Here is a 24,681-nt window from a genome sequence, read left to right as displayed (position 1 = left end):
CCCTGGAACCCTCCTTCGAGGCCCGCTGACGTGGTCACCTCAGGATGAGGCGGTGGGGTGGGATTGCCTGTCCTCAGCCGCCGGACGGCCTTCGTCCGCCGTGCCACAGAGCTCCGGAAGAGATCGATCCGCGCCACGACCCGTCAGCCCGCCTCGCCCCGGTGATAGGGGTGGCCGGCCAGGATGGTCAGGCTGCGGTAGATCTGTTCGAGGGCGAGCACGCGCACGAGTCCATGGGGCAAGGTCGCCGCCCCGAACGACAGGATCAGCTCCGCCTTCGTCCGAATTGAGGCGTCGAGACCGTCCGGGCCGCCGATCGCCACCATGAGTGCCGGCCGCGACGCATCGCGCCAGCCGGCGATCCGTTCAGCCAGAGCCTCGCTCGGAAGATCGGCGCGTCCGCGCTCGTCATAGGCGATGAGAACGCCGCCGGGCGGGAGGAGGGTGCCCAGCGCGGCCGCCTCCTCAGCGCAGCGATCGACGGCGCGCCGGGCGCGCGATTCCGGAATCTCGAGGCTGTCGCAGGCGGGGAAGCCAAGCCCGCGGCCCACTTGCGCGGCGCGGTCGCGATATCGTGACGCCAACTCGCGCTCGGGTCCGGCCTTCAACCGCCCGACCGCCGCCAGCAGGAGGCGCAAAAGCCGGCCTAACCGACCGCGACGCCGACCGGCCGGTCCGCGCCCCACATCTTCTCAAGATTATAAAAGCCGCGCACCTCGGGCCGGAAGATATGCACCAGCACGTCGCCCGCGTCGATCAGCACCCAGTCGCAGGCTGGCATGCCCTCGACCCGGGCATTGCCGAAGCCCCGGTTCTTCATCTCCTGGATGAACTTGTCGGCGATCGAGCCAACGTGCCGCTGCGACCGGCCCGACGTGATGATCATCGTGTCGGCGAGCGACGTCTTGCCGGCCAGATCGATGGCGATCGTCTCCTCGGCCTTCATCTCGTCGAGGCATTCGAGGGCCAGAGCCTTGAGGTCGTCGGAGCGCGCCTGGCCGGGCTCAGCCGGGACCGGGGCGGGGGTGCGGATCGTCTCCGTGTGCGTGGTTTCGGGCAGCGTCCTGATTCCTCGTGGTGCCGCAAAGCCATTACGCCTCACGGGATCCTCTGAAATTGGCGGCTTCGGGCTGCGATTGCAACCGCGCCGGCGCCACGTCCTGTCCACGTCCCCGCATACCGTTACGGATCTCTGTCGACGACAGGCCTGAGCGGGGTCCGTGCAGGAAGGTCCAGGCGGGCGGGTGGCGCAGTGCGAGCGTCCGGGCGGACTCTTCGGGGATGCGCGCGGGCGCGAGGCGCCGCGCGGCCCGGGCGCTGAGCGGTGTCATGGTCGAGCCGGGCCGGTCGATCACCGCGATCGGCACGAGCCGCGCGATCTCCGGGAAGCCCTTCCAGCGATGGAAGGTGCCGAGCGAATCGGCGCCCATGATCCAGACGAAGTGGATTCCGGGGCAGCGCCGGGTGAGAAAGCGGAGCGTCTGCACGGTGAAGCGCACGCCGAGCGCGGCCTCGACGCCGGTCACCGCGATCCGGGGATGCCGGGCGATCCGGCGCGCCTGGGCGCAACGCTCCGCGACGGTCGGGAGCGCGTTGCGGCTCTTCAACGGGTTGCCCGGGCTCACGAGCCACCAGACCCGGTCCAACCCCAGCCGGCGCATCGCCATCAGGGTCACGTGGCGGTGACCGAGATGGGCGGGGTTGAAGGATCCGCCGTAGAGGCCGATCCGCATGCCGGGGGCGCTCGGCGGCAGATTCAGCCGCACGCCGGGCCTTGCGCCGCCGTCACGGACGGATCTGGCCGCTGCCGTGGACCCGGTACTTGAAGGTCGTGAGTTGCTCGACGCCCACCGGACCGCGGGCATGCATCCGCCCGGTGGCAATGCCGATCTCGGCGCCGAAGCCGAATTCGCCGCCATCGGCGAATTGGGTCGAGGCGTTGTGGGTCACGATCGCCGAATCGACTTCGGCCAGGAACCGGGCCGCTTCGGCGTCGTCCTGGGTGATGATCGCGTCGGTGTGGTGCGAGCCGTAGGTCTCGATATGCTCGATCGCCGCGCCGATCCCATCGACCACCCGGACCGCAATCACCGCGTCGAGGTACTCGGTGTGCCAATCCTCCTCCGAGGCTTCCGTCACTCGGGGATCGACAGCCTGGACGGCCGCGTCGCCGCGCACGGCACAGCCCGCATCGAGCAGGGCGGTCACGAGGGGCGCGAGATGCGTGTCCGCGCAGGCGCGATCGACCAGCAGGGTCTCGGCGGCGCCGCAGACGCTGGTGCGGCGCATCTTGCTGTTAAGCAATACGGTCCGCGCCATGCCGAGGTCGGCCCCGGCCGCGACGTAGACGTGGTTGATCCCGTCGAGATGGGCGAAGACCGGCACCCGCGCTTCCTGCTGGACGCGGGCCACGAGGCCGCGCCCGCCCCGGGGCACGATCACGTCGACGCAGCCGTCGAGACCGGCGAGCATCAGGCCCACCGCCGTCCGGTCGCGGGTCGGCACGAGCTGGATCGCGTCGGCGGGCAGGCCGGCATCGGCCAAGCCCAGGCTCATCGCCCGGGCGATGGCCATGGCGCTCCAGTGCGAATCGGAGCCGGCACGCAGGATCGCGGCGTTTCCGGCCTTCAGGCAGAGCGCCCCCGCATCCGCCGTGACGTTGGGTCGGCTCTCGAAGATCACGCCGATCACCCCGAGCGGCACCGCGATCCGCTCGATCAACAGGCCGTTCGGCCGCTCGATGGCGGCGAGCTGGCGCCCGACCGGATCGGCCAGCGATCCGATCTTCTCCACCGCGTCCGCCATGGCGGCGAGGCGGCCGGGATCCAGCGTCAGCCGGTCGATCAGGGCGGCGCTCTGGCCGGCACTGCGCGCGGAGGCCACGTCGCGGGCATTCTCGGCCAGGATCTCGGCCCGGTTCGCCCGCAGGCGTTCGGCGATCGCCTTGAGGGCGTTGTCCTTGGTCTGCGCCGAGGCCAGCGCCATCAGCCGGGCGGAGGCGCGGGCACGCCGGCCGATCGCCGCCATCTGCTCCGGCAGGCCATCGGCCTCGGCGAAGTCCGATCTCAGGTTCAGGACGGGCACGCTGGCGTCCTCAGTTCGCGACGGCCGCTCATCGGCTCGGCAGGATAGGGCGGCCGTCTTCGCACACCGTGCAGCGCGCCGACAAGTGTGCCGCAGCACGCAAGACAATACTATTTGTCGGCACCCGCACGGGCTGAATGCAGGTCGATCCAAACAGTCTTAGAACAAGGCCAAGTCGTCGCGATGCACCATCCAGGCGCGCCCGGGATAATTGAGCAAGTCCGGGATCCGCGCACTCGGATGACCGATGATCAGCGCAGCCTCGGCGCTGTCATAGGCGACGAGGCCGCGCCCGAGCGCTTGGCCCTCCGGGTCGCGGATCTCCACGGCGTCGCCGCGGGAGAAGTTGCCCTCGATCGCCCGGACTCCGACCGGCAGGAGGCTGGCGCCGCCCCGCAGGGCCTTCAGCGCGCCGGAATCGATCGTGAGCGTTCCGCGCGGTTCGAGGGAGCCGGCGATCCAGGTCTTGCGTGCTGCCGTCGGCGTGGAGCCGGACAGGAACCACGTGCAGCGCGCCCCCTCCCGCACCGCCTTCAACGGGTTCTTCCCGCGGCCGTCCGCGATCACCAGATGGGTACCGCCGGATGCGGCGATCTTGGCCGCCTCGACCTTGGTGCGCATGCCGCCCCGTGACAGCTCGGAGGCCGGCCCACCCGCCATCGCCTCGATCTCGGGGGTGATGCGCTCGATTACGGGCAGATGGCGCGCATCGGGATCGCTGTTCGGCGGCGCGGTGTAGAGGCCGTCGATGTCGGAGAACAGGACCAGCACGTCGGCGTCGATCATCGTGGCGACGCGGGCAGCCAGACGGTCGTTGTCGCCGTAACGGATCTCCGAGGTCGCGACCGTATCGTTCTCGTTGACCACCGGCACGGCACGCATCTCGAGGAGCTTCAGCACGGTCGCCCGGGCGTTGAGGTAGCGGCGGCGCTCCTCCGTATCCTGCGGCGTCACGAGGATCTGACCCGCCACGATGCCGTGATGGCCGAGCGCTTCGGCCCAATGCCGCGCCAGGGTGATCTGCCCCACCGAGGCGGCCCCCTGGCTCTCCTCCAGCCGCAGCGGACCGGGGGCTAAGCCCAGCACCGTCCGCCCCAGCGCGATGCTGCCGGAGGACACGACGAGCACGTCGACTCCGCGGGCGTGCAGTTCCGCGATATCCTCGGCCAGGGCGGCGAGCCAGGCATGCCGCAGCCGGCCGGCCTTGCGATCGACGAGGAGCGCCGAGCCGACCTTGATGACGATGCGGCGAAAATCTTCGAGGGCGGGGATCATGAGTCTGGCGAAACCGGATAGGTCTGCGCGGTTTGAACGAAGCGCGGTGGTTTGAACAGCCGCGGCGGGATTTGCGCTCCGATGAATCGGCTTACGTCCCAACAAGTCTTGGCCCCGGGATCAACCATGACGGAAAAATCGATCTGGACGCGTGAACGAAGGCCAGTCTGAACGATCGCGTGGTAGATAACTGTTCCTGCGTGCTGCCGGAGTCGCGCCCCAGCTCGCACCAGGGCTGATCGGCGCTACAGGATTGTCGCTACGGCAGGGTTTGCGTTGACGCGCATCAGTGCGTCTCGCGACGTATGGATCCGCGGGCGCATCGTCAGACGAGTGGATCGCAAGCGGCTTCGATGTCCGTGTGGATGAAGTCGTTGCCATTGTAGAGCAGCGATAGAGACCGGCATTTCGCCACCGCGTAGGCAAGACAGTCGCCGAAATTCAGTTGCGCCGCATTGCGGCGCCCCTTCCCATAGCGTGAAAAAGCAACCCCTGCGGCCTCGAACACGACATGATCGAAGGGTACGACCGAGACTGTCCCGATGGTCAGGAAACGATGGATGGCTCCGATCGCGCGCTCACCGAAGCGCCGTTCGAGAACGATCTGGGCTTCGACCAGCGTGGGCGCTCCGACGCATACGGGTCCGCGGGCCACAATCCGGCGAAATGCGGGAGCCTCTGCTTCCATCAGAAAGATCGCGACGATTGCCGATGTGTCGAGCGCGATCATGGCCATCGTTCAGATGGGAAGGCCATTCTCATCGTACATGTCGCGGTGATCGGCCGTCATGCCCGACGTCCGGAATGGTGCCAGCTCATGGGCAAGCGCCAGCAACTCGTCGTAGCGCTTCTGCTGCTCCTGCGTGAGCGGTGCAGACGGCTCGGTTGCAGCAAACTGTTCCGCGGCCAACGCATCCCGCGCGAAGCGAAGCGAATCGACCACCGCGGCATCGACCGTGACGCCGCGCCGCCGCGCGATCTGACGAGCGAGGTGCATCGCTTCGTCGCTTTCGACGACCAGCACATCCGTCATACCCACACCCTCGTGCAGATCGGCTGCTCGGAGCCTAAACGAATCGCCCTAGCCCGTCACTCACGGCTGCCAAGCCGCCACAGGCGCCTTGTCCGCCTCGGCGCTGGCGTCGATTTCGGCCTGGAGCGCCCGGAGCGCCTCCGGCACCCCCTTGCGGCTCGCCGAGGACAGGACCAGCGGCGCCCGTCCGGCGGCGCGCTTCAGCTTCGCCACTTGGCTCTTCAGCGTCTCGGCGTCGAGCGCGTCGGCCTTGGACAGCGCCACGATCTCGGGCTTCTCGGCCAAGCCGTTGCCGTAGGCCTCGATCTCGCCGCGGACGAGCTTGTAGGTCTTACCGGCATGCTCGGTGGTGCCATCCACGAGGTGCAGCAGCACCCGGCAGCGCTCGACATGGGCCAGGAACTTGTCGCCCAAACCCACTCCCTCGTGCGCCCCCTCGATCAGGCCGGGAATGTCGGCGAGCACGAATTCGCGCCCGTCCGAGCGGACGACGCCGAGGCCGGGATGCAGGGTCGTGAACGGGTAGTCGGCGATCTTCGGCTTGGCGGCCGTGACGCTCGCCAGGAAGGTCGATTTGCCGGCATTCGGCAGGCCCACCAGCCCGGCATCGGCGATGAGCTTGAGGCGCAGCCAGATCCACATCTCCTGGCCTTCCTGGCCGGGATTGGCGTGCTTCGGGGCCCTGTTGGTGGAGGTGGTGAAGTAGGCGTTGCCGAAGCCGCCGTTGCCGCCCTTGGCCAGCCGGATGCGCTGGCCCACCTCGGTCAGGTCGGCCAGAAGGGTCTCACCGTCTTCGGAGAAAATCTGCGTGCCGGCCGGTACCTTCAGGACCGTATCGGACCCGTTGGCGCCGTGGCAGTTCGAGCCCATGCCGTGCTCGCCCTTCTTGGCCTTGAAGTGCTGCTGGTAGCGGTAGTCGATCAGGGTGTTGAGCCCCTCGACGCATTCCACCCAGACGTCGCCGCCGCGGCCGCCATCACCGCCGTTCGGGCCGCCGAACTCGATGAATTTCTCCCGGCGGAACGAGACGCAGCCGGGGCCGCCGTCGCCGGAGCGGACATAAACCTTGGCTTCGTCGAGGAATTTCACGGTGCGTCTCTCATGGCATAGGGGCCGCCCGGAAGCGGCCCCGCGCAATATATGGGATGCGGGGCCGCCCTGCGTCGATCCGGACGATCAGGAGGCCAGCGCGAGATCCGGCACCGGTTCGGCCGCCGACTGGCGTCAGGCCCAGTCGGCACGCTCCAGCGCGAACCAGTCCAGCTGCCGGTCGCAGCCCCGGGCCGGGCTCGGCGTCGGCCGTCGTTCGGTCCAGCGGAAGCCGGACTTCGCGATCACCCGCTGCGAAGCACGATTCTCCGGCAGGGCACCGACCGTCAGCCGTTCCCCGCCCGTATAGGCGAAGAAGGCATGGACCAGGGCCTCGGCCGCCTCGCTCATCAGCCCGTTACCCCACCAGGGCCGGCCGAGCCAGTAGCCGAGATGCGGCCCCGTCTCGTCCCACGCGATGCCGATCAGGCCGATCAGGCTGCCGGGGCTCTCGCGCCGCGCCAGGGCGAGGGTCAGGCCCGTTCCGGCGCTGTTGGCGCCCCGGGCCTTGATGAGGAACGCATCCACTTCGCGCCGATCCAGCGGGTGCGGGATGTGGGCCGTCATCTCGGCCACGGACCGCTCGCCCGCCAGCGCCACGATGGCCGGCACATCCTTCGCGGTCGGCCAGCGCAGCCACAGCCGCCGCGTCTCGATCCGGAAGACATCGTCACGGGTCAGATCGGGGAACATCGTGTCCTCGCAGGGCGATGCGCCCGGCTCCGGGACACCGCCTCAAGACGACGAAGGGGAGGATGGTGTCCCATCCTCCCCGGGGTTCCGTCCGATCCGGCCCGTCAGGGGCTCGGCAACGACGTCTCCGGTCCGGTGTGGGACACCGGGCGGGACGCCAGCTTCGCCACTCCGGGCGCCCGCCTCTTATTCCGCAGCCTCGGCCAGCGGGGTTACACCTACGAAAGCGCGCCCGCGGCGCGTCTCGAAGCGGACATGGCCCGGGACCAGCGCGAAGATCGTGTGGTCCTTGCCCATGCCGACATTGGCGCCGGGATGCCATTTGGTGCCGCGCTGACGCACGATGATGTTGCCCGGAATGACGGCCTCCGAGCCGAACTTCTTGACGCCGAGGCGCCGGCCTTCCGAGTCGCGACCGTTGCGGGACGAGCCGCCAGCCTTTTTGTGTGCCATGGGATGAGCTCCGAATTCTGATCTGCTGCGATGCGGTCGCGGATCGGATCCTCAGGGACCCTGACGCGCCCAGCGATGAGCCGGCTTCAGGCCGAGATGCCGGTGATGCGCACCACCGTGTGGTCCTGCCGGTGGCCGCGCTTGCGGCGCGAGTTCTGCCGGCGGCGCTTCTTGAAGGCGATCACCTTCTTGTCGCGGCCATGGCGGACGATCTCGCCGGTGACGCTGATGCCCGACAGGGTCGGGGCGCCGACCTGGGTGGCGCCGGCGCCGTCGGCGAACAGGAGGACCTCGCCGAAGGTCACGGCCTCGCCGGCCTCGCCCGCGAGCGACGCGATGGTGATGGTGTCGTTGGCGGCGACGCGGTACTGCTTACCGCCCGTCTTGATGACTGCGAACATCGTTCTCTCGTGTTCTCGAACGGCCTCCGGGGCGGCTGCCCCTGGACCGGCTTCTTGTTTGAAGTCATTGAACGGGCTTGGCCCGGACAACGCGAAACGCGCGGACCCCTTTAGAGGCCGCGCGCCATGCCGGGTCAGTAGGGGCGGGCGGGCCGCGTGTCAATCCTGGGCCGTCCGCCTCAGCGGTAGGACGCGCCCGGCACCAGGACGCCCTTGGCGACGCTGCCCTGCGGCCCGAAGGCCGCCAGCGCGTTCGCGCACCACGCATCCCGGCCGACGGCGGCGAGCTGCTGGCGGACCTGCGTGGCGCGCGTGCGCAGTTTCTCCTGGAGCATCGGCTCCTGTCCGGTATTCACCCGGGCCGCCAGCCGCAGATTCGTGAGCTGGCCGGCCTTCATCTGCACGCCGGGGCAGGATTGCTCCGCGATGATCGTCGTGGTCGCGGCATCGGCGTAGTTGTCGAGGGGTGAAGCGGGTGCCGCCGGCGCCGGCGCCGCTGGGGCAGGCGCAGCGGGCACCTGCGCGACGGCCGGGCCGGCGAGGAGAAGAGCCAGAAGAATCGAGGCTGTCCGCATCGTGCGAGTCTCCGCTGTCGGGTTTGCGTTCCGCGTCCGGTCGCGAGGTCCGACGGCCCGAACCGGCCGCGCGTGGTCGCTCCGGAGAGAAGCCGACGATCGTGGCGCTACGGAGCCGCCTTGAACTCGCCCTCGATGCGCAGCGTCACCTCGTCGCCCAGTTGTGGCAGATAGGCGTTGATGCCGAATTCCGAGCGCTTGATCACCGCGCGCCCGTCGAACCCGACGGTGTAGCGCTGATCCACCGGGTGGATACCGGCTTGGTTGAACGTGGCGTCGATCGCGAACGGCCGGACGGTGCCGCGCAGATTCAGATCGCCGGTGATGCGCGCCGTGGTCGGGCTGGTCGGCTCCACCTTGGTGGCGGTGAAGCTGGCGGCCGGGAACTTGGCCGTGTCGAAGAAGTCCGGGGTCGCGAGCCGCTCATTCAAATGGGTGCTGCCGGTGATCACGCCGCCGAGCGGCACGCTGACTGTGAGCTGGCTCTTCTCCGGAGCCTTCGGATCGAGGGTGAGGGTGCCCGTCACGCCGGCGAACTGGCCGTAATAGGTCGAATAGCCGAGATGCGAGACCGACCACGTGATCTTCCCGTGATCGGGATCGAGCACGTAGGCCCCCGGTCGCACCTGGGTCGGATCGGCGCTGGGCGCCACCGGAACGACCGGGGCGGGATCGTCCGCCGCCTGCGCCGGGGCGAGGGACAGAAGGCCCAGCAGGGCGAGAAAAGGCGCGCGCATGGTCGTCCCCCGGACTGAGGCCCTCGCGGCCGGACAAGCTCGGCCGACGCGGCGCCCCTGATTTCACGAAGTCCAGGCGGGCTCAAGCGTGTCTGGCGGAGCCACGCGCGCTTCTGTAGGCAATCCGCACCAGCGGGCAGGCGTGAAAATGATCGGAAAACTCAAGGGCATCGTGGATTCGTTCGGCGAGGATTTCGTGATCCTCGACGTCTCGGGGGTCGGCTACGTCGTGCATTGCTCCGCACGGACCCTCCAGCGCATGCCGAAGGTCGGCGAGGCGGCAGATCTCTCGATCGAAACCCATGTCCGCGAAGACATGATCCGCCTGTACGGCTTCCGCTCCGACGCGGAGCGCGAGTGGTTCCGCCTGCTGCAGACCGTGCAGGGCGTCGGCGCCCGCGTGGCCCTCGGGGTCCTCTCGGTGCTGGAGCCCGAGGCGCTGGCCGGCGCCATCGCGACCGGCGACAAGGGCGCGATCAGCCGCGCGCCCGGCGTCGGCCCCCGGCTCGCCGCACGTCTGGCGGCAGAGCTGAAAGACAAGGCGCCCGCCTTTGCCCCGATCGATCCGGCCCTGGTCGCCCTGACCGACGCCGTCGAGACTGGCACGACCGCCCGCCCGGTGGCCGACGCGGTGTCGGCGCTCGTCAATCTCGGCTACCCGCAGGCCCAGGCCGCGACCGCGATCGCCGCCGCCCTGAAAGAGGCCGGCCCCGACGCGGAAGCGAAGGTGCTGATCCGCCTGGGCTTACGCGAACTCGCCCGCTGACGCGACCCGCCGCGCCCGCCCGCGGGCCCGGACCGCTCCACACGGCAAGTCCTGTCCCTTGACCCGGCGCGAGCCGGGTGCCATCTCGGATGGAGACCGGTAAGATATTGAAAAGTCGCCACTTTTTAATTTTTCTAAACTGGCCGAACCTGAGTGGCGAGGCCCGCACGACGGGTTGCGCCGGGAAACGACGGGATCTGCGCGACGCATGATCGTCTGTTCTTGTAACGTCCTCTCCGACGGCGCCGTTCGGGCCTGTCTGGCACCCGGGCCCAGCTGTCCGCGGACGCCCGCACAGGTCTATGCCTGCCTCGGGTGCAGCCCGAAATGCGGGCGCTGCGCGCGGACCATCCGCGATATCATGCGCAGCGCGCTGGGCCAGGACGACGCACCGGAAAGCGGCCATTCCTGCTCAACGGCTTGCGCTCAAGCTTGCAGTTTGGTTTTATTCCAAACTGCGGATGAGGGAGTCGCTGCCTGACGTGACTACCCCCGCTCAAGAAAACGTCAAGGAGTTCGGGGGTCATGAAGGGCGACACTAAGGTCATCGAGTATCTCAACCGTGGCCTCCGCAGCGAGCTGACGGCGGTTAGCCAGTACTGGCTGCATTTCCGCATGCTGAATAACTGGGGTTACATCGATCTCGCCAAGTTCTGGCGCAAGGAATCGATCGAGGAGATGAATCACGCCGATCGGTTCATTGATCGGATCCTGTTCCTCGAAGGCTTTCCGAACCTGCAGGAGCTCGAGCCCCTGCGGATCGGCCAGAACGTCCAGGAGGTGATCGAATGCGATCTCGCGGCCGAGCACGGCGCGCGCAGCCTGTACCTCGAAGCCGCCCAGTACTGCGATTCGATCAACGATCGCGTGTCCATGCGCCTGTTCGAGGAGCTGGCCGAGGACGAGGAGGGTCATATCGACTTCCTCGAGACGCAGCTCGACCTGATCAAGCAGATCGGCCTGCCGCTCTACGCCCAGCGCCACATCGGCGGGCTTGAGCCGATCGCGCCCGAGAAGGATTGATCCCAGGCGGGCTCCGGCTCTGCCAGCGCTCGGCTCTAATCGTTCTCTTTTGTGAGCCGAGGCACTCTCTCATCCCCCTTGTGGGGAGGAGTCGGAGGCGGGGGTGGAGCAGGACGGGGCGTTGAGGTGCTGTCTGCACCACCCGCACCCCTGGCCCTTCCCCACAAGAGTGAAGGGAAAAGCGCTCTTTTCTCAGGACGTTGGTATTAGACCGGCACGTCTGGATCCGCTAGGCGTGAGGGAAGGGGGCCCGAAGCCGGCTCCCCGTCTGTCGGGATATGAGGCGATAACCGGGATGCGGCTCGTTGTGGTGGGCGCCGATGGGCGCATGGGGCGGATGCTGGTGCGGGCGGTTGCCGAAGCCGAAGGCTGCACCCTCTCCGCGGCGATTGAGCGACCGGGCTCACCCGCCCTCGGCCAGGATGCGGGAAGCCTCGCCGGCCTGTCGCCGCTGAACGTGCCCGTGACCGACAACCCCCTCGAAGCCTTTGCCGCCGCCGATGGCGTGCTCGATTTCACCTCGCCCGCGGCCACCATCCAGTTTGCCGAGCTGGCCGCGCAGGCCCGCATCGTCCACGTGGTCGGCACGACGGGCCTGTCGGACGAGGATCACGAGAAGCTGAAGGCAGCCTCGTATCACGCCCGCATCGTCCAGTCGGGCAACATGTCGCTCGGCATCAACCTGATGGCCGAGCTCGTCCGGCGCGTCGCGCAATCGCTCGGCGACGAGTTCGACATCGAGATCTGCGAGATGCACCACCGCATGAAGGTGGATGCCCCCTCGGGCACCGCGCTGATGCTGGGCGAGGCCGCCGCCGAGGGCCGCGGGGTGGATCTGAAGGCGGTCCGCGTCTCGACGCGGGACGGTCATACCGGCGCGCGCAAGCCCGGCGATATCGGCTTCGCGACCCTGCGGGGCGGCACGGTGGTCGGGGATCACAGCGTGATCTTCGCGGGGGCGGGCGAGAGCCTGACGATCAGCCACCACGCCGCCGATCGCGGTCTCTTCGCCACGGGGGCCGTCAAGGCCGCGCTCTGGGCCCATCCGAAGCCGCCCGGTCTCTACACCATGACGGATGTCCTCGGCCTTTAGACGGAGATCCCATGGAACGCCTCCTGGTCCTCACCCGGCATGGCCAGAGCGAGTTCAACCGCAGGAACCTGTTCACCGGCTGGCGCGATCCGGACCTGACCGAGCGCGGCATCGCGGAGGCCGAGGCGGCCGGCCGCAGGCTGAAACGGGAGGGCTTCTCGTTCGACGTCGCATTCACCTCCGGTCTGGTGCGGGCCCAGCGCACCTGCGCGCTCATGCTCGACGCGATGGGGCTCGCCGGTATCCCGGTGATGCGGGACAGGGCGCTGAACGAGCGCGACTACGGCGACCTCGCCGGCCTCGACAAGGATGAGGCCCGCACGCGGTGGGGTGACGAGCAGGTCCATCGATGGCGCCGGTCCTATGATGTGCGTCCGCCCGGCGGCGAGAGCCTGAAGGACACGGCCGCGCGGGTGTTGCCCTACTATATCGCGGCGATCCTGCCGCGGGTGATGCGCGGGGAGCGGGTGCTCATGGCGGCTCACGGCAATTCGCTGCGTGCCCTCGTGATGGTGCTCGACCGGCTCGACAGCGACGCCGTCGCCACCCTGGAGATCAGGACCGGCGAACCGCTGGTCTACCGGCTCGCCGCGGACACGACCGTCGCGGAGAAGCGCGTTCTCCCCCGGGACGACGCGGGCGGCTGAGTGGCGACGGAACTTGCGCCGGGCCTGATCCACCATCCAGGATTCCTCGATGCGGCGGCGCGCATCCGCCTCGCCGACGAGGTCGCGACGGTGCTCGCTGCGGCGCCGCCCTTCGTCCCGCGGATGCCACGCACCGACAAACCCTTCTCGGTGCGGATGTCGAATGCCGGGCCGCTCGGCTGGGTCTCGGACCGCGACGGTTACCGCTATCAGGCGGCGCATCCCGAATCTGGCCGGCCCTGGCCCGCGATCCCACCGACCGCCCTGGCCGCCTGGGACGCTGTGGCGCAATACCCCGCGCCGCCGGAGGCCTGCCTGATCAACCTCTACGATCCGGCCGCCCGCATGGGCCTGCACCAGGACCGGGACGAGGCGGATCTGTCCGCACCGGTCGTCTCGCTGTCGCTCGGAGCGCCCGCCCTGTTCCGCTACGGCGGCCTTCGGCGCACCGATCCGACCCGCTCGATCCGCCTGCTCGCCGGGGACGCCCTGGTGATCGGAGGTGCCTCGCGGCTGATCTTCCACGGGGTCGACCGCCTCTATCCGGCTGCCGATCTGCTGGCGGAGGATCCGCTTCCCGGGTTTTTGCCGGCCGGTGGCCGCTGCAATCTGACGCTGCGACGGGTGAGCGCCTAAGCCACCGCACATTGCGAGCCCGGTCTCCCAACTTCCTGATCCGTCAGGCGCTTGACAGCGGCGGCGCGGCATCGGACGCATCGCGCGCGGTGTCGCCCGACGGGCGCTGCCTGGGAGACACGAAGGCCGATGCTGGTGCGTACCCTGTCGCTGCGTCTCGGGTGGACCCTTGTCCTCGCGTGTCTGGTCTTCGGCACTGCGGCGCAGGCCGGGGAGGCGGTCTTCCCGCCGGGCTCCCGCTTCGGCTTCGAGCCGCCCGCCGACATGACGCTCTCCCGGCGCTTCACCGGCTTCGAGCGCAAGGAGGGTGGCGCCACCGTCTCGGTCGTCGAATTGCCGCCGAACGCCTTCGCCGAGATGGTCAGCGGATTCACCGACGCCAACCTGTTGAGCCAGGGTTTTGCGGTCGAGAAGCGCGAGGAGGTCAAGATCGGCGACAACGAGGGCATGCTCTACACCGGCGAGCAGCCCGCCGATCCCAGCGCCTCCGCGCCGGCGATCCGGAAGTGGATCCTCGTGATCGGCGCGCCGAGCGTGACGGGGTTGGTCATCGCCCAGGCGCTGCCTGATGCCGAGACCGAGGAGACCATGCGCAAGATGGTGACCGGCGTCACCCTGCGCCCCGCGCTGTCGCTGACCGAGCAGGTCGAGGCGCTACCATTCCGGATCGGCGACATGGCGGGTTTCCGCCCGGTCCGGGTGCTGGCCGGCAACTCCGTCCTGCTGACGCAGGGGCCGAAGGACCAGATGCAGAATCTGGAGCAGCCGATCCTCGTGCTCGCCCAGGCGGTGCAGCAGCCGCCCACGGCCGAGCAGCGCGACAGCTTCGCCCGCGCGGCGCTGGCGTCGAACCAGACGCTGAAGGATTTCGTGATCGAGCGGGCGCAGAGCTACCGCTCGAACGGGGTGGACTGGCACGAGATCGTGGCCCGCGCCGTCGATCAGCCGACGAAACTCCCCGTGGTGGTGTCGCAGACGATCCGCTTCAGTCCGGATGGCTACCTGCGGGCGCTGGGCGTCGTCCGCGAGGATCAGCGGGCCGGGGTGCTGGCGAAGTTCCGCCAACTGGTCGACAGCGTGCAGGTGAAGTAGCGCCTCACCAGACCGCGGCCTGCCCGTCCCGGCGCGGGTCGCTCGCCGCCACGTAGCCCTCGACCGCCGGATCGCCCATTCGCCAGATGAACTGGCCGGCGCCGAAATCCTGGTAGCTGTCCTCGATCACCTCCAGCCGGTGGCCCAGGGCCTTCAGCCGATCCACGGTCGCGGCCGGCATCGCCGATTCGACATTAATGTCGAGGCCCTCGCTCACGCGCCAGCGCGGCGCGTCGCAGGCGGCCTGCGGGTTCTGGCCGTGGTCGATCATCCGCACCAGGGTCTGAACGTGGCCCTGCGGCTGCATGTTGCCGCCCATCACGCCGAAACTCATCACCGGTGCGCCGTCCTGCGTGAGGAAGCCCGGGATGATGGTGTGGAACGGCCGCTTGCCGGGCGCGACGACGTTGGGGCTCGCCGGATCGAGCACGAAACCGTAGCCGCGGTTCTGCAGCGAGATGCCCCAGCCCGGCACCACCACGCCGGAGCCGAACCCCATGTAGTTCGACTGGATGAAGCTCACCATCATGCCGGATTCGTCGGCGGCGGTGAGGTAGATCGTGCCGCCGGAGGGCGGCTTGCCGGGGCCGAACACCTCGGCGCGGTTGCGGTCGATCAGCTTGGCGCGGCCTGCCAGATAGGCGGGATCGAGCATCGCCTCGGGCGTCAGCTCCATCCCGCGCGGATCGGCGACGTAGCGGTAGGTGTCGCTGAAGGCGAGCTTCATCGCCTCGATCTGGAGATGCTGCGCCTCCGGCCCGTCGACGGCCAAGACGGCGAGGTCGAAATGCTGCAGGATGCCGAGGGCGATCTGCGCCGCGATGCCCTGGCCGTTGGGCGGGATCTCGTGGAGCGTGTAGCCGCGATAGTCCTGGGCCGTCGGCGTCACCCATTCGGGTCTGTAGGCGGCGAGGTCGGCTTCCGTCATGGCGCCGCCATGGGCCTTGGCATGCGCGGCGATCGCCGCGGCGATCTCGCCCCGGTAGAAGGCTTCGCCCTTGGTCTCGCCGATCAGCCGCAGGGTCCTCTCGGCGCCCGGGAACGTGACCAGCTCGCCGACATCCGGCGCCCGGCCGCGCGGCAGGAAGAACTCCGCGAACCCAGGCTGGCGGGTGATGGCCTCGACCCCGGCGGCGGCCGCCCATTTCTGCTGCACGACCACGGGGGCGAGGTAGCCCCGCTCGGCGATGCGGATCGCAGGCTGCATCAGGTCTGCGAAGGGCAGGCGGCCGAAGCGCTCGCTGAGCGCGGCCCAGGCGCCGACCGCCCCCGGGACGGTGACGGAATCCCAGCCGCGCATCGGCGGCCGGTCGGCCGGCCCATACGTGTTCCGGAAGTAGTCCGGGGTCCAGGCGGCCGGCGCCCCGCCCGAGGCGTTGAGGCCGTGCAGTTGCTTCCCGTCCCACAGGATGCAGAAGGCGTCTGAGCCGAGCCCGTTGCTGCACGGCTCGGTCACGGTCTTGGCGGCGGCCGTGGCGATGGCGGCGTCCACGGCGTTACCGCCCGCCTGGAGCATTTGAATGCCGGCCTGTGCGGCGAGCGCGTGCGAGGTCGCCACGCAGTTGCGCCCGAACATCGGCATGCGCAGCGACGGATACCCGGTCGCCCAATCGAACGGCTTCATGGCTCGGCCTCCGCTTCGGCAGCCTCTCGGCCCCGGCGCCGCTTGGCATACAGCATAACCAACGCCGGTGAAGGCCCGAAGCAATCGGAGCGCAAACGAAAAGCGCGGACCCGAGGGCCCGCGCTGGTCGATCAAATCGAATGGACGTGCTTAGTAGGGCCGGCCGTAGAGCGGCGAGGTCGGATCCAGGCGGTCGACGAAGGAGAGGTCGACATTGCGGATCGCCGACGAACGGGCGCCGATGAACGGGCCGTTGGTGATCGGATCCGGCAGCACGCCGCGGCCGTAGCGGTCGGACGGGCCGTAGGGCGGGAGCAGCGAATTACCGGCCGCGATCAGGTAGGGATTCAGGGCCGGGTTGCGCGAACCGCCCGCACCCGGAACGTTGGAGGTCAGCGGCACGTTGCCGGCGTCGAGCCAGCTGCGGGGACGCACCCGGATCGGAAGCGGGCGGCTGACCCGGTAAATCGGGCCGGGCACGTAACCATCCTGCGCCTGGGCCGGCGCAGCGGCGCCGAAACCGGCAGCGGCGATGACGCCGAGAAGTGCGATCCTGAGCGAGCGCATGGCTAACCTTGCGTTTGAGTGCCACCAGTATGGCGACCGAAGCTTAACAGTTCGACGCCTTTCACGATAAGACGCTTGGGCGAAGCTGTTGTTCCGCTCTTATGGCTGAGCTTGTGCGATTTGCCACACTCATGCCTCATTTTTTATTGCGCGATCGTTTCGGTGGCGGTCCGGCCGGGCTCGAAATCTCCGCGACCTTCATCAAGGGGCAGGCGCGCGATGCCGGCGACGCGGCCGAGAAGGCGGCCGTCGCCTCTGAGTCACCGAGGTCGAGCAGGCTGAGCGCGTCGAGCGTGCAGGCCAGTCCGTGCGGCTCGGGCGGTTGCCCGAGGGGGGCGCAGGACCATCCGTCGAGCCGAAACCCGCCTTCCCGTGTGACGAAGCCCAGGCAGGTCCGCGGCGCGGGACTGCCGAAGGTGACCTCCAGGGTATCGACCGCACCGAACTTGGTCTGAATCTGCCCGCGCGCACCCGTTCGAACCACCGGAAGTGCCGGCCGGTCGAAGGCCGGGCCGGATGCCGCCCGGCGCGCCATCAGGACGAACAGCGTCGGGGCAGCGCCCAGATCCTTCCCGCGGGTGAGCGTCACGCGCAGCGCCGGGGCCTCGATCGCCGCCACATCCCCGCGGCTCAGCACATCCTCCCGCAAGCCCGTGCGCGGATCGATCCCGGCGGTCACGCGCACGGGCTCGATCCCGGGCTCCGCGAGCTCGAACAGCACGGCGGGAACCGGGGGCGGGGGCATGGTCGCCGGCATCGCAGGCCTGAAGGCCGACTCGGGCGGCAGCGTCGCCGCCCGGGCAGCATTGGATGCGGCCGGCGCGCCACCCGGTCGCCACGCGCAGATGCACAGCAAGGCGATCAGCGCCGACGCCACGACGAGGCGCAGCCCGAGGGCGCCGGGCGACAGCGCCCCCCGACCCGTGAGACGCGCCGTCCGACCGGCAGACCCGCGCCGCTCCCGTGCCTCCCCCGATCCAGCCAGCATGATATCCCGCGAACAGCGAACCCTGTGATCGGCCGCGATCGTCGGGGGGAAGGATTGATTTCCCCTGGCGGTCTCAAGACCGTCACCGGTTTCCCCGCCTCAGGGTGAATCGATCGTTGCCCGGCTCCGAGTCTTGACAGCGTTCGCCCATGGGCGCCTTGCTCCGACAGACCGTCGATCCCACCTCGGGCGAGGACGGGGTCTGCGGTCGCGCCCGTTTGGCGGGCGCCATCCGGCCCGAACGATCCTTCGGCCGATATGTCTGGCAGGGGCGCGGCACCCGGATCGGTCGGGGTTTTCCGCGCGGAGACGAGAGATGGGTTACAAGGTCGCCATCGTCGGCGCCACGGGCAACGTGGGCCGCGAGATGCTCGATATCCTGGCCGAGCGGGCTTTCCCCGCCGACGAGGTCGTGGCGCTGGCCTCGCGCCGCAGCCAGGGCCAGGAGGTCTCCTTCGGCGACAAGACGCTCAAGGTCAAAACGCTCGATTCTTACGATTTCTCCGACACGGACATCTGCCTGATGTCGGCCGGCGGCGAGACTTCGAAGGAGTGGTCGCCCCGGATCGGCCAGCAGGGCTGCGTGGTGATCGATAACTCCTCGGCGTTCCGCTACGACGCCGACGTGCCGCTGATCGTCCCTGAGGTGAACGCCGATGCGATCGTAGGCTTCACCAAGCGCAACATCATCGCCAACCCGAACTGCTCGACCGCGCAGCTGGTCGTCGCGCTGAAGCCCCTGCACGAGGCGGCGACGATCAAGCGCGTCGTGGTCTCGACCTACCAGTCGGTGTCCGGCGCCGGCAAGGAGGCGATGGACGAGCTGTTCAACCAGACCCGCGCCGTCTTCACCGCCGGCGAGATCAAGGAGGGCGGCAAGTTCACCAAGCGCATCGCCTTCAACGTCATCCCCCACATCGATGTGTTCATGGAGGATGGCTACACGAAGGAAGAGTGGAAGATGGTCGCCGAGACCAAGAAGATGCTCGATCCGAAGATCAAGCTGACGGCGACCGCCGTCCGCGTCCCGGTCTTCATCGGGCATGCCGAGGCGGTGAACGTCGAGTTCGAGCGTCCGCTCTCCCCCGAGAAGGCCACCGAGATCCTGCGCGCCGCCCCCGGCGTGCTGGTGATCGATAAGCGCGAGAACGGCGGCTACATGACGCCCCACGAGGCGGCCGGCGAGGACGCGACCTACATCTCGCGCATCCGCGAGGACGCGACCATCGAGAACGGCCTGAACTTCTGGTGCGTCTCGGACAACCTGCGCAAGGGCGCGGCGCTGAACACCGTTCAGATCGCCGAGGTGCTGGTAAACCGGAAGCTGTTGAACCGCGCCAAGCGCGCCGCCTGAGGGCAGGCGCGACAGGGATGCGGGCTTCGGCCCGCATCTCCGACCGAATGATCGGAACCCGCGACGCTCCCTCCCTCCCCCCTCTGCGGGGGAGGGGGGAGAAGCGGTACCACTCCACACCCCCCTGTCACGCGCCTGTCACGGTCTCCGCTCACGCCGCTCTCTGAAACCATCGGAGATTCGTCGTGCGGCGCGCACTCTCATCCTGCCTGATCGGATTGGGGCTCCTGGCGGCGTCCGGAGCCCGGGCCGAGCCCCCCAACGTCGTGCTCTTCATCGCCGACGGGTTGCGCTACGGCATGGTGAATGCCGCGAACGCGCCGACCATGGACCGGCTCATGAAGTCCGGTGTACGCTTCACCAACACCCATTCCCTGTTCCCGACCTTCACGATGCCCAACGCCACCGCGATGGCGACCGGGCACATGCTCGGCGATACCGGCCAATACGGGAATACGATCTACACCGCCTTCCCGGTGCCCGGGGCGGGCGAGAGCCTCACGCCCTTCCTCGAGAACGACCCGGTGCTGGGTGATGTCGACGAGCATTTCGCCGGCAACTACCTGAATGAGGAGACGATCCTGCGGGCGGCCCACGCCAAGGGGATGTCGACCGCCAGCATCGGCAAGCTCGGGCCGTCCCTGGTCTTCGATCACACCGCCCGCTCGGGCCAGGACACGATCCTGATCGACGACAGCACCGGCCGCGCCGGCGGCATTCCGCTGAACGACGATCTCAAGACGCGCCTCGGCGCCCTGGGCCTGCCGGTCCAGGCGCCAACCCGCGGCGCCAACGGTCCGGCGGGCAATGCCGAGACGCCCGGCACGCTGTCCGCCAATGTCGAGCAGCAGGCCTATTTCGCCGATGTCGCCACCAAGGCGGTGCTGCCGCTGTTCAATGCGCGCAGGCATCCGTTCGTGCTGGTCTTCTGGTCACGCGATCCAGACGGGTCCCAGCACAACCAAGGTGACAGTCTCGGCCGGCTGGTCCCCGGCATCAACGGCCCGACCAGCCTGGCTGCGATCCGCAACGCCGACACCAACCTCGCCACGCTGCTGGCCGCCCTCAAGGATCAGGGGCTTGCCGAGACGACCGACGTGATCCTGACCTCGGATCACGGCTTCTCGACCATCTCCAAGGAGAGCGCCACGAGTTTCGCCGCGACCCAGAGCTACAAGGGCGTGCCGAGCCGTCAGCTCCCGCCGGGCTTCGTGGCCATCGACATCGCGCACGCGCTGGGGCTGACCCTGTTCGATCCGGACGCCAAGGGCGCCAAGCTTGAGGCAAATCAATTCCCGAGCCGGGCGAACGGCCTGATCGGCGCGGATGCAGGCAAGCCGGACGTGGTGGTGGCGGCCAATGGCGGCTCGGACCTCGTCAACATCCCGACCGGCGACCGGGCCCTGGCGCAGCGCGTGGTCGAGGCCCTGTCGCAGCAGGATTACGTCAGCGGCCTGTTCGTGAGCGCCGCGCTCGGACCGATCCCGGGGGCGTTGCCGCTCTCGGCCATCGCGCTGGACGGCTCGGCGCTGACGCCGATGCCCGCCATCGTGGTCAACTTCCGCAGTTTCTCGACCGGCTGCGCGGATCCGACGACCTGCGGCGTCGAGGTGTCCGACACGGCGCTGCAGCAGGGCCAAGGCATGCACGGCAGCTTCTCGCGGGCCGACACGCGCAACGTGATGGGCGCCGCAGGCCCGAGTTTCCGCACCGGCTTCGAAAGCCCCGTGCCGGCGAGCAACGCCGATCTCGGCAAGACCATCGCGCGGATCCTCGACCTGACGATTCCCGCCAAGGGCACGCTGGTCGGCCGCGTGCTCACGGAGGCGCTGGCGAACGGCGCGACCTCGAAGGCCGAGCCGCATGTCCTGCGCTCGCAGCCGGACGCGGCCGGGCTGACGACGATCCTGCGGTATCAGACGGTGGGCGAGACCCGCTATTTCGATGCCGCCGGGTATCCGGGGCGGACGCTGGGTCTGATCGACGACGCTCCGCCGGCATCGTCCGCGGCCCATCACTGACGACCCTCACGAAGCCCGGTTCCGTGCCGGATGCGATATCCGGCACGGGTCAGGCCGCCTACGCCATACCGAGCGCCTGCAGGTAGAGCTCGAGGATGGCCTCCTGCTCCTGGCGCTCGCTGTGGTCCTGCTTGCGGATCCGCAGGATGGTCCGCACCGCCTTGGCGTCGAAGCCCCGGCCCTTCAGCTCGGCGAAGACCTCCTTGATGTCGCCCATGATGCCGGCCTTCTCTTCCTCAAGCCGCTCCAGGCGCTCGATGAACTGCTTGAGTTCGTCGGCGGCCACGCCTTCGGCCGACGAGACGTCGCCGCCGGGCCGCTGCGCGGCGGTGGGCATCGAATGGGCGTTCATGGGGCTCTCCGGATGACACGGCGCAGTTGCGCCCTGGACCCGTGGTTAACGGGGCGAACTTACCGGAAGCTGAACCGATTCGCGGCGCCTCAATGCCCCTTGGCCTGATTCGCCGCGAAACCGGCCTGCTGCGCGGCGCTGGCTTCGGTCTGATGCTTCGCCTTCCATTCCTCATACGGCATGCCGTAGACCGCCTCGCGGCTCTCGTCCTTGGAGAGCGCAACGCCCGTCTCGTCGGCGGCGTCCTTCAGCCAGTTGGACAGGCAGTTCCGGCAGAAGCCCGCCAGGTTCATCAGGTCGATGTTCTGCACGTCGGTGCGGGTGCGCAGATGCGCCACCAGTCGCCGAAACACGGCTGCTTCGAGTTCGGTCTGCGTGCGGGGGTCGATTTCGCTCATCGGGTCGTGACCTTCCGGTTCGGGCAACGACCCAGATCTCGGAACCGGACGCGTCCGGATCAAGCTGCCATCAGCGGCCGGAGGATCCGGGCGAAGCGATCCGCCCATTCCGCCTGACCTGCTTCGCCGGTGATCAGATCCTGGCGGATCTCCACAAGGGCGTTTGGCAGGCCCCGCACCGTGGCGTGGCGGTCGATCGTATCGCCCGGCAGGCCACCGCCGTAGGGCTGGTTGTCGCCGACGTTCAGCCCGGCCGGATCGGCCGCCAGGGCCTCGATCAGCGGGCGGGCGAATCGCGCGTCCCGATCGTACAGGATGCCGACCTGCCAGGGCCGCGGAATACCGCGCCAGTACGGCGTGAAACTGTGCATGGTGAGGATCGCGGGCGGCCGGCCCGCCGCCTCGGCGGCGTTGACCGCCGCGTCGAGGGCGGCATCGAACGGCGCGTAGAAGCGGGCGATCCGCGCCTGCTTGCCGGCCTCGTCGATCCGGGCGTTGCCCGGCACCACGGCCCCGTCGGAGAGCCGCATCACCAGGGTTGGATCGGCGCGGCCCCGATTCGGATCGATGATCAGGCGGGAAAAGTTCGTCAGGATCGCGGGCGCCCCGAGCGCCGCCGCCAGGCTGCGGGTCACCGCCGCCGCGCCGATGTCGTACGCGATATGCCGGCCGAATTCGGAGGCCGGCAGGCCGAGCTCGATATCCGGCGGGACATAGTTCGAGGCGTGGTCGCAGGCGATGACGAGGCCGCAGGCAGGGTCGCCCGGGATGATCTCACAGGGATGCGGAGCGGCCGCAGCTTCAACGTCCGGACAGGTCACGGGGCTCCGAAGTCTTCCAATCTGTGCGGGCACGCCGAAGGCGCTTGCCGTGGCGCGAAGGCTCGGGCAGATCACCTACCAAGGATCGTGCGCTCACGGCAAGAAACGGGCCCGCCGCCCAGGCAAGAAACGGGCGGGGATCGTGCGATCGGGTCGAGAGAGGAGCCCGTCCGACGCCATGACCGAGACCGTCCCGCCCGCCGCCGATCCGGCCATCCAGGCGCAGCGCGCGCTGCTCGACAGCCTGCTCACGGCGGCGATCCGGGCCGCCCATCCCGATCTCGCCCTGCCGCCGCACCTGCCCGAGCCGAGCCCGGGCCGGCTGATCATCCTGGCCGCCGGCAAGGCCGCGGGCAGCATGAGCGCGGTGGCCAGCCGGTTCTACCGGCAGCAGCACGGGCTCGGCGACGACCGGATCGTGGGCCTCGCGGTGGCGCGGCACGGCTACGGGCAGGACGCGCCGGGGATCCACATGGTCGAGGCGGGCCATCCCGTCCCCGACGAGGCCGGGATCGCGGCGACCAAGGAAGCCCTGCGGCTCGCCACCGAGGCCGGGCCGGACGACGAGGTCCTGGTTCTGCTCTCCGGTGGCGGCTCGGCCAACTGGATCGCCCCGGCCGGCGAGCTGACGCTCATCGAGAAGCAGGCGATCACCCGCGCGATGCTGCGCTCCGGCGCGCCGATCGGCGAGATCAACACGGTGCGCAAGCACATTTCCCGGATCAAGGGCGGGCGCCTCGCGCTCGCCGCCCGCAACGCGCGGCGGATCCTCACGCTGGCGATCTCGGACGTGCCGTTCGATGACCCCGCGGTGATCGCTTCGGGGCCGACCGTGCCCGATCCGTCGACCCTGGCCGACGCCCGCGCGATCTGCGAGCGCCGCGGGATTCCGCTGCCGGAAGAGGCGGTGCGCCTGCTCAACGACGCCAACAACGAGACGCCGAAGGCGGGCGATCCGGCCTTCGCCCGGGCGGAATATCGCATCATCGCCCGCCCGATCGACGCCCTCAACGCGGCGGCCGAGGCGGCCCGGGCGGCCGGCTACGAGCCGGTGATGCTGGGGGCTGATCTGGAGGGCGAGGCCCGCGAGGTTGCCGCCGAGCACGCCGTCGCGGCCAAGCGCCACAAGGATTCCGGCCGGCGCGTCGCGCTGATCTCGGGCGGCGAGCTCACCGTGACCATCCGGGGCGAGGGCAATGGCGGCCCGAACCAGGAATACGCGATGGCCCTCGCGGTGGCGTTGGCGGGGGAGCCGGGCATCTCGGGCATCAGCGCCGACACGGACGGCACCGATGGCGGCCGCGGGCACGCCACGGACCCTGCGGGCGGCATCGTCGATCCCACCACGCTGGAGCGCGCCCGCGCCGCCGGCCTCGACCCGGCCGCGATGCTGGACCAGAACGACTCCACCGCGTTCTTCGCGGCCCTCGGCGACCTCGTGAACCCCGGTCCGACCTGTACCAATGTCAACGACTGCCGCATCATCCTCGTCAATTAAGGTTCGCGTTCCGGCGGCTCGGCTCCGTCCCGTCCTCGTAGCCCTCGGGTTCGCGCTCCTCGGCGCGGGCCCCGCGAAGGCCGATCTGCGCCTCTGCAATCAGACCGGGAGCAAGGTCGGGATTTCGCTGGGCTACCGCGACCCGCAGGGCTGGGTCACGGAGGGCTGGTGGGATCTCGCGCCGAAGGCCTGCGAGACGCTGCTCAAGGGCGCGCTGGCGGCACGGTTCTACTACGTCTTCGCCGTGGACTACACGCGCGGCGGCGAGTGGAACGGGCGCTCGCTGATGTGCACCCGCGACTCGGAATTCACGATCCGCGGGATCGAGGATTGCCTGGCGCGGGGTTACGACCGGAACGGCTTCTTCGAGGTCGATACCGGCGAGCAGAAGAGCTGGACCATCCAGCTCACCGATCCGAATCGCGCGGACGCCCCCGCGAAACCGTAAGCGCCGCCCAGCC

Annotated in this window: 30 protein-coding genes; 11 read left to right on the top strand and 19 right to left on the bottom strand. The window is 69.2% G+C overall.

The window, feature by feature from the left end; genetic code table 11:
- Nucleotides 1-143: 143 nt before the first annotated feature.
- The 13 genes from rlmH to AAHG09_RS00475 form a co-directional block, all read right to left on the bottom strand.
- Nucleotides 144-638, bottom strand: a complete 495-nt coding sequence (rlmH, locus tag AAHG09_RS00535; RefSeq protein ID WP_342104438.1) for a 23S rRNA (pseudouridine(1915)-N(3))-methyltransferase RlmH — start codon at nucleotides 636-638, stop codon at nucleotides 144-146.
- An 8-nt stretch (nucleotides 639-646) separates the two neighbouring features.
- Nucleotides 647-1,033: a ribosome silencing factor gene (gene rsfS, locus AAHG09_RS00530; RefSeq protein WP_342105437.1), complete on the bottom strand. Its 387-nt coding sequence runs from the start codon at nucleotides 1,031-1,033 to the stop codon at nucleotides 647-649.
- Nucleotides 1,034-1,091: 58 nt separating this feature from the next.
- Nucleotides 1,092-1,766, bottom strand: a complete 675-nt coding sequence (locus AAHG09_RS00525; RefSeq protein ID WP_342104436.1) for a nicotinate-nucleotide adenylyltransferase — start codon at nucleotides 1,764-1,766, stop codon at nucleotides 1,092-1,094.
- Between the two features lie 19 nt (nucleotides 1,767-1,785).
- Complete coding sequence (locus tag AAHG09_RS00520) at nucleotides 1,786-3,084, bottom strand: glutamate-5-semialdehyde dehydrogenase (protein WP_342104434.1); 1,299 nt, start codon at nucleotides 3,082-3,084, stop codon at nucleotides 1,786-1,788.
- A 159-nt stretch (nucleotides 3,085-3,243) separates the two neighbouring features.
- Nucleotides 3,244-4,359, bottom strand: coding sequence for a glutamate 5-kinase (proB, locus tag AAHG09_RS00515; protein WP_342104432.1), 1,116 nt, complete (start codon nucleotides 4,357-4,359; stop codon nucleotides 3,244-3,246).
- 325 nt (nucleotides 4,360-4,684) lie between these two features.
- A complete protein-coding gene (locus AAHG09_RS00510) occupies nucleotides 4,685-5,089 on the bottom strand; it encodes a type II toxin-antitoxin system VapC family toxin (protein WP_342104430.1) in 405 nt (134 codons plus the stop codon).
- 9 nt (nucleotides 5,090-5,098) lie between these two features.
- The gene (locus AAHG09_RS00505) at nucleotides 5,099-5,392 is read right to left on the bottom strand and encodes a type II toxin-antitoxin system VapB family antitoxin (protein WP_342104428.1); all 294 of its coding nucleotides are present in this window, start codon (nucleotides 5,390-5,392) and stop codon (nucleotides 5,099-5,101) included.
- A 60-nt stretch (nucleotides 5,393-5,452) separates the two neighbouring features.
- Nucleotides 5,453-6,481 (bottom strand): GTPase ObgE, encoded by a 1,029-nt coding sequence (gene obgE, locus AAHG09_RS00500; RefSeq protein WP_342104426.1) that lies wholly within the window; start codon nucleotides 6,479-6,481, stop codon nucleotides 5,453-5,455.
- Between the two features lie 135 nt (nucleotides 6,482-6,616).
- A complete protein-coding gene (locus AAHG09_RS00495; protein WP_342104423.1) occupies nucleotides 6,617-7,174 on the bottom strand; it encodes a GNAT family N-acetyltransferase in 558 nt (185 codons plus the stop codon).
- A gap of 186 nt (nucleotides 7,175-7,360) precedes the next feature.
- Nucleotides 7,361-7,627 (bottom strand): 50S ribosomal protein L27, encoded by a 267-nt coding sequence (gene rpmA, locus AAHG09_RS00490; protein ID WP_012317134.1) that lies wholly within the window; start codon nucleotides 7,625-7,627, stop codon nucleotides 7,361-7,363.
- Between the two features lie 86 nt (nucleotides 7,628-7,713).
- Entirely contained in the window at nucleotides 7,714-8,028 is a 315-nt protein-coding gene (rplU, locus tag AAHG09_RS00485) for a 50S ribosomal protein L21 (protein ID WP_010683509.1), read from the bottom strand.
- Nucleotides 8,029-8,207: 179 nt separating this feature from the next.
- Nucleotides 8,208-8,603, bottom strand: a complete 396-nt coding sequence (locus AAHG09_RS00480) for a hypothetical protein (protein ID WP_342104419.1) — start codon at nucleotides 8,601-8,603, stop codon at nucleotides 8,208-8,210.
- A 107-nt stretch (nucleotides 8,604-8,710) separates the two neighbouring features.
- On the bottom strand, nucleotides 8,711-9,340 hold the full coding sequence (locus tag AAHG09_RS00475) for a YceI family protein (RefSeq protein ID WP_342104415.1): 630 nt from the start codon (nucleotides 9,338-9,340) through the stop codon (nucleotides 8,711-8,713).
- 148 nt (nucleotides 9,341-9,488) lie between these two features.
- Here AAHG09_RS00475 and ruvA point away from each other — a divergent pair, with 148 nt between their 5' ends.
- The 7 genes from ruvA (at nucleotide 9,489) to AAHG09_RS00440 (ending at nucleotide 14,597) form a co-directional block, all read left to right on the top strand.
- Nucleotides 9,489-10,106, top strand: coding sequence for a Holliday junction branch migration protein RuvA (gene ruvA / locus AAHG09_RS00470; RefSeq protein ID WP_342104413.1), 618 nt, complete (start codon nucleotides 9,489-9,491; stop codon nucleotides 10,104-10,106).
- Nucleotides 10,107-10,314: 208 nt separating this feature from the next.
- A complete protein-coding gene (locus AAHG09_RS00465; protein ID WP_342104411.1) occupies nucleotides 10,315-10,587 on the top strand; it encodes a (2Fe-2S)-binding protein in 273 nt (90 codons plus the stop codon).
- A gap of 44 nt (nucleotides 10,588-10,631) precedes the next feature.
- The gene (gene bfr / locus AAHG09_RS00460; RefSeq protein WP_342104409.1) at nucleotides 10,632-11,129 is read left to right on the top strand and encodes a bacterioferritin; all 498 of its coding nucleotides are present in this window, start codon (nucleotides 10,632-10,634) and stop codon (nucleotides 11,127-11,129) included.
- 295 nt (nucleotides 11,130-11,424) lie between these two features.
- The gene (gene dapB / locus AAHG09_RS00455) at nucleotides 11,425-12,222 is read left to right on the top strand and encodes a 4-hydroxy-tetrahydrodipicolinate reductase (RefSeq protein WP_342104407.1); all 798 of its coding nucleotides are present in this window, start codon (nucleotides 11,425-11,427) and stop codon (nucleotides 12,220-12,222) included.
- 11 nt (nucleotides 12,223-12,233) lie between these two features.
- On the top strand, nucleotides 12,234-12,869 hold the full coding sequence (locus AAHG09_RS00450) for a 2,3-bisphosphoglycerate-dependent phosphoglycerate mutase (RefSeq protein WP_342104405.1): 636 nt from the start codon (nucleotides 12,234-12,236) through the stop codon (nucleotides 12,867-12,869).
- Nucleotides 12,870-13,505, top strand: coding sequence for an alpha-ketoglutarate-dependent dioxygenase AlkB (locus AAHG09_RS00445; protein ID WP_342104402.1), 636 nt, complete (start codon nucleotides 12,870-12,872; stop codon nucleotides 13,503-13,505).
- A gap of 129 nt (nucleotides 13,506-13,634) precedes the next feature.
- The gene (locus AAHG09_RS00440; protein WP_342104400.1) at nucleotides 13,635-14,597 is read left to right on the top strand and encodes a hypothetical protein; all 963 of its coding nucleotides are present in this window, start codon (nucleotides 13,635-13,637) and stop codon (nucleotides 14,595-14,597) included.
- A 4-nt stretch (nucleotides 14,598-14,601) separates the two neighbouring features.
- On the opposite strand, the gene AAHG09_RS00435 is transcribed toward AAHG09_RS00440, so the two are convergent.
- The 3 genes from AAHG09_RS00435 to AAHG09_RS00425 all read right to left on the bottom strand — a co-directional run bounded on the left by AAHG09_RS00435 (nucleotide 14,602) and on the right by AAHG09_RS00425 (nucleotide 17,776).
- A complete protein-coding gene (locus AAHG09_RS00435; RefSeq protein WP_342104398.1) occupies nucleotides 14,602-16,221 on the bottom strand; it encodes a gamma-glutamyltransferase family protein in 1,620 nt (539 codons plus the stop codon).
- A 150-nt stretch (nucleotides 16,222-16,371) separates the two neighbouring features.
- On the bottom strand, nucleotides 16,372-16,788 hold the full coding sequence (locus AAHG09_RS00430) for a hypothetical protein (RefSeq protein WP_342104395.1): 417 nt from the start codon (nucleotides 16,786-16,788) through the stop codon (nucleotides 16,372-16,374).
- Between the two features lie 136 nt (nucleotides 16,789-16,924).
- Nucleotides 16,925-17,776, bottom strand: a complete 852-nt coding sequence (locus AAHG09_RS00425; RefSeq protein ID WP_342104393.1) for a hypothetical protein — start codon at nucleotides 17,774-17,776, stop codon at nucleotides 16,925-16,927.
- Nucleotides 17,777-18,092: 316 nt separating this feature from the next.
- Here AAHG09_RS00425 and AAHG09_RS00420 point away from each other — a divergent pair, with 316 nt between their 5' ends.
- Nucleotides 18,093-19,130, top strand: a complete 1,038-nt coding sequence (locus AAHG09_RS00420) for an aspartate-semialdehyde dehydrogenase (protein ID WP_342104391.1) — start codon at nucleotides 18,093-18,095, stop codon at nucleotides 19,128-19,130.
- Between the two features lie 185 nt (nucleotides 19,131-19,315).
- A complete protein-coding gene (locus AAHG09_RS00415; RefSeq protein ID WP_342104389.1) occupies nucleotides 19,316-21,151 on the top strand; it encodes an alkaline phosphatase family protein in 1,836 nt (611 codons plus the stop codon).
- A 58-nt stretch (nucleotides 21,152-21,209) separates the two neighbouring features.
- Here the strand turns inward: AAHG09_RS00415 and AAHG09_RS00410 are convergent, their stop codons facing one another.
- From AAHG09_RS00410 to AAHG09_RS00400, 3 genes are all read right to left on the bottom strand, one after another.
- On the bottom strand, nucleotides 21,210-21,488 hold the full coding sequence (locus tag AAHG09_RS00410; RefSeq protein WP_191991933.1) for a DUF2312 domain-containing protein: 279 nt from the start codon (nucleotides 21,486-21,488) through the stop codon (nucleotides 21,210-21,212).
- A 104-nt stretch (nucleotides 21,489-21,592) separates the two neighbouring features.
- Entirely contained in the window at nucleotides 21,593-21,901 is a 309-nt protein-coding gene (locus AAHG09_RS00405; protein WP_342104387.1) for a DUF1244 domain-containing protein, read from the bottom strand.
- A 59-nt stretch (nucleotides 21,902-21,960) separates the two neighbouring features.
- Complete coding sequence (locus AAHG09_RS00400; RefSeq protein WP_342104385.1) at nucleotides 21,961-22,722, bottom strand: N-formylglutamate amidohydrolase; 762 nt, start codon at nucleotides 22,720-22,722, stop codon at nucleotides 21,961-21,963.
- Nucleotides 22,723-22,900: 178 nt separating this feature from the next.
- Between AAHG09_RS00400 and AAHG09_RS00395 the strand changes: the two genes are divergently transcribed.
- Together AAHG09_RS00395 and AAHG09_RS00390 are read left to right on the top strand one after the other, a co-directional pair.
- Entirely contained in the window at nucleotides 22,901-24,220 is a 1,320-nt protein-coding gene (locus AAHG09_RS00395) for a glycerate kinase type-2 family protein (protein ID WP_342104383.1), read from the top strand.
- A complete protein-coding gene (locus AAHG09_RS00390) occupies nucleotides 24,186-24,668 on the top strand; it encodes a DUF1036 domain-containing protein (RefSeq protein WP_342104381.1) in 483 nt (160 codons plus the stop codon). The genes AAHG09_RS00395 and AAHG09_RS00390 overlap by 35 nt, the downstream gene beginning before the upstream one ends.
- Nucleotides 24,669-24,681 lie beyond the last annotated feature (13 nt).

Origin of the sequence: Methylobacterium guangdongense, assembly GCF_038442355.1 — a bacterium.
GTDB classification, from domain to species: Bacteria; Pseudomonadota; Alphaproteobacteria; order Rhizobiales; family Beijerinckiaceae; genus Methylobacterium; species Methylobacterium guangdongense.
Note: the sequence above shows the minus strand (reverse complement) of the source record. Positions and strands in the feature narration are given on the sequence as shown.

Excerpts from the sequence above, each read along its gene's own strand:
- AAHG09_RS00430 (WP_342104395.1), bottom strand. The coding sequence starts at position 16,788 with ATGCGCTCGCTCAGGATCGCACTTCTCGGCGTCATCGCCGCTGCCGGT.
- AAHG09_RS00410 (WP_191991933.1), bottom strand. The coding sequence starts at position 21,488 with ATGCCCACCGCCGCGCAGCGGCCCGGCGGCGACGTCTCGTCGGCCGAA.
- AAHG09_RS00440 (WP_342104400.1), top strand. The coding sequence starts at position 13,635 with ATGCTGGTGCGTACCCTGTCGCTGCGTCTCGGGTGGACCCTTGTCCTC.
- AAHG09_RS00465 (WP_342104411.1), top strand. The coding sequence starts at position 10,315 with ATGATCGTCTGTTCTTGTAACGTCCTCTCCGACGGCGCCGTTCGGGCC.
- AAHG09_RS00390 (WP_342104381.1), top strand. The coding sequence starts at position 24,186 with ATGTCAACGACTGCCGCATCATCCTCGTCAATTAAGGTTCGCGTTCCG.
- proB (WP_342104432.1), bottom strand. The coding sequence starts at position 4,359 with ATGATCCCCGCCCTCGAAGATTTTCGCCGCATCGTCATCAAGGTCGGC.
- AAHG09_RS00425 (WP_342104393.1), bottom strand. The coding sequence starts at position 17,776 with ATGCTGGCTGGATCGGGGGAGGCACGGGAGCGGCGCGGGTCTGCCGGT.
- ruvA (WP_342104413.1), top strand. The coding sequence starts at position 9,489 with ATGATCGGAAAACTCAAGGGCATCGTGGATTCGTTCGGCGAGGATTTC.
- dapB (WP_342104407.1), top strand. The coding sequence starts at position 11,425 with ATGCGGCTCGTTGTGGTGGGCGCCGATGGGCGCATGGGGCGGATGCTG.
- AAHG09_RS00505 (WP_342104428.1), bottom strand. The coding sequence starts at position 5,392 with ATGACGGATGTGCTGGTCGTCGAAAGCGACGAAGCGATGCACCTCGCT.
- rplU (WP_010683509.1), bottom strand. The coding sequence starts at position 8,028 with ATGTTCGCAGTCATCAAGACGGGCGGTAAGCAGTACCGCGTCGCCGCC.
- AAHG09_RS00475 (WP_342104415.1), bottom strand. The coding sequence starts at position 9,340 with ATGCGCGCGCCTTTTCTCGCCCTGCTGGGCCTTCTGTCCCTCGCCCCG.
- bfr (WP_342104409.1), top strand. The coding sequence starts at position 10,632 with ATGAAGGGCGACACTAAGGTCATCGAGTATCTCAACCGTGGCCTCCGC.
- AAHG09_RS00420 (WP_342104391.1), top strand. The coding sequence starts at position 18,093 with ATGGGTTACAAGGTCGCCATCGTCGGCGCCACGGGCAACGTGGGCCGC.
- AAHG09_RS00480 (WP_342104419.1), bottom strand. The coding sequence starts at position 8,603 with ATGCGGACAGCCTCGATTCTTCTGGCTCTTCTCCTCGCCGGCCCGGCC.
- AAHG09_RS00510 (WP_342104430.1), bottom strand. The coding sequence starts at position 5,089 with ATGATCGCGCTCGACACATCGGCAATCGTCGCGATCTTTCTGATGGAA.
- AAHG09_RS00395 (WP_342104383.1), top strand. The coding sequence starts at position 22,901 with ATGACCGAGACCGTCCCGCCCGCCGCCGATCCGGCCATCCAGGCGCAG.
- AAHG09_RS00435 (WP_342104398.1), bottom strand. The coding sequence starts at position 16,221 with ATGAAGCCGTTCGATTGGGCGACCGGGTATCCGTCGCTGCGCATGCCG.
- AAHG09_RS00405 (WP_342104387.1), bottom strand. The coding sequence starts at position 21,901 with ATGAGCGAAATCGACCCCCGCACGCAGACCGAACTCGAAGCAGCCGTG.
- AAHG09_RS00495 (WP_342104423.1), bottom strand. The coding sequence starts at position 7,174 with ATGTTCCCCGATCTGACCCGTGACGATGTCTTCCGGATCGAGACGCGG.
- AAHG09_RS00450 (WP_342104405.1), top strand. The coding sequence starts at position 12,234 with ATGGAACGCCTCCTGGTCCTCACCCGGCATGGCCAGAGCGAGTTCAAC.
- rpmA (WP_012317134.1), bottom strand. The coding sequence starts at position 7,627 with ATGGCACACAAAAAGGCTGGCGGCTCGTCCCGCAACGGTCGCGACTCG.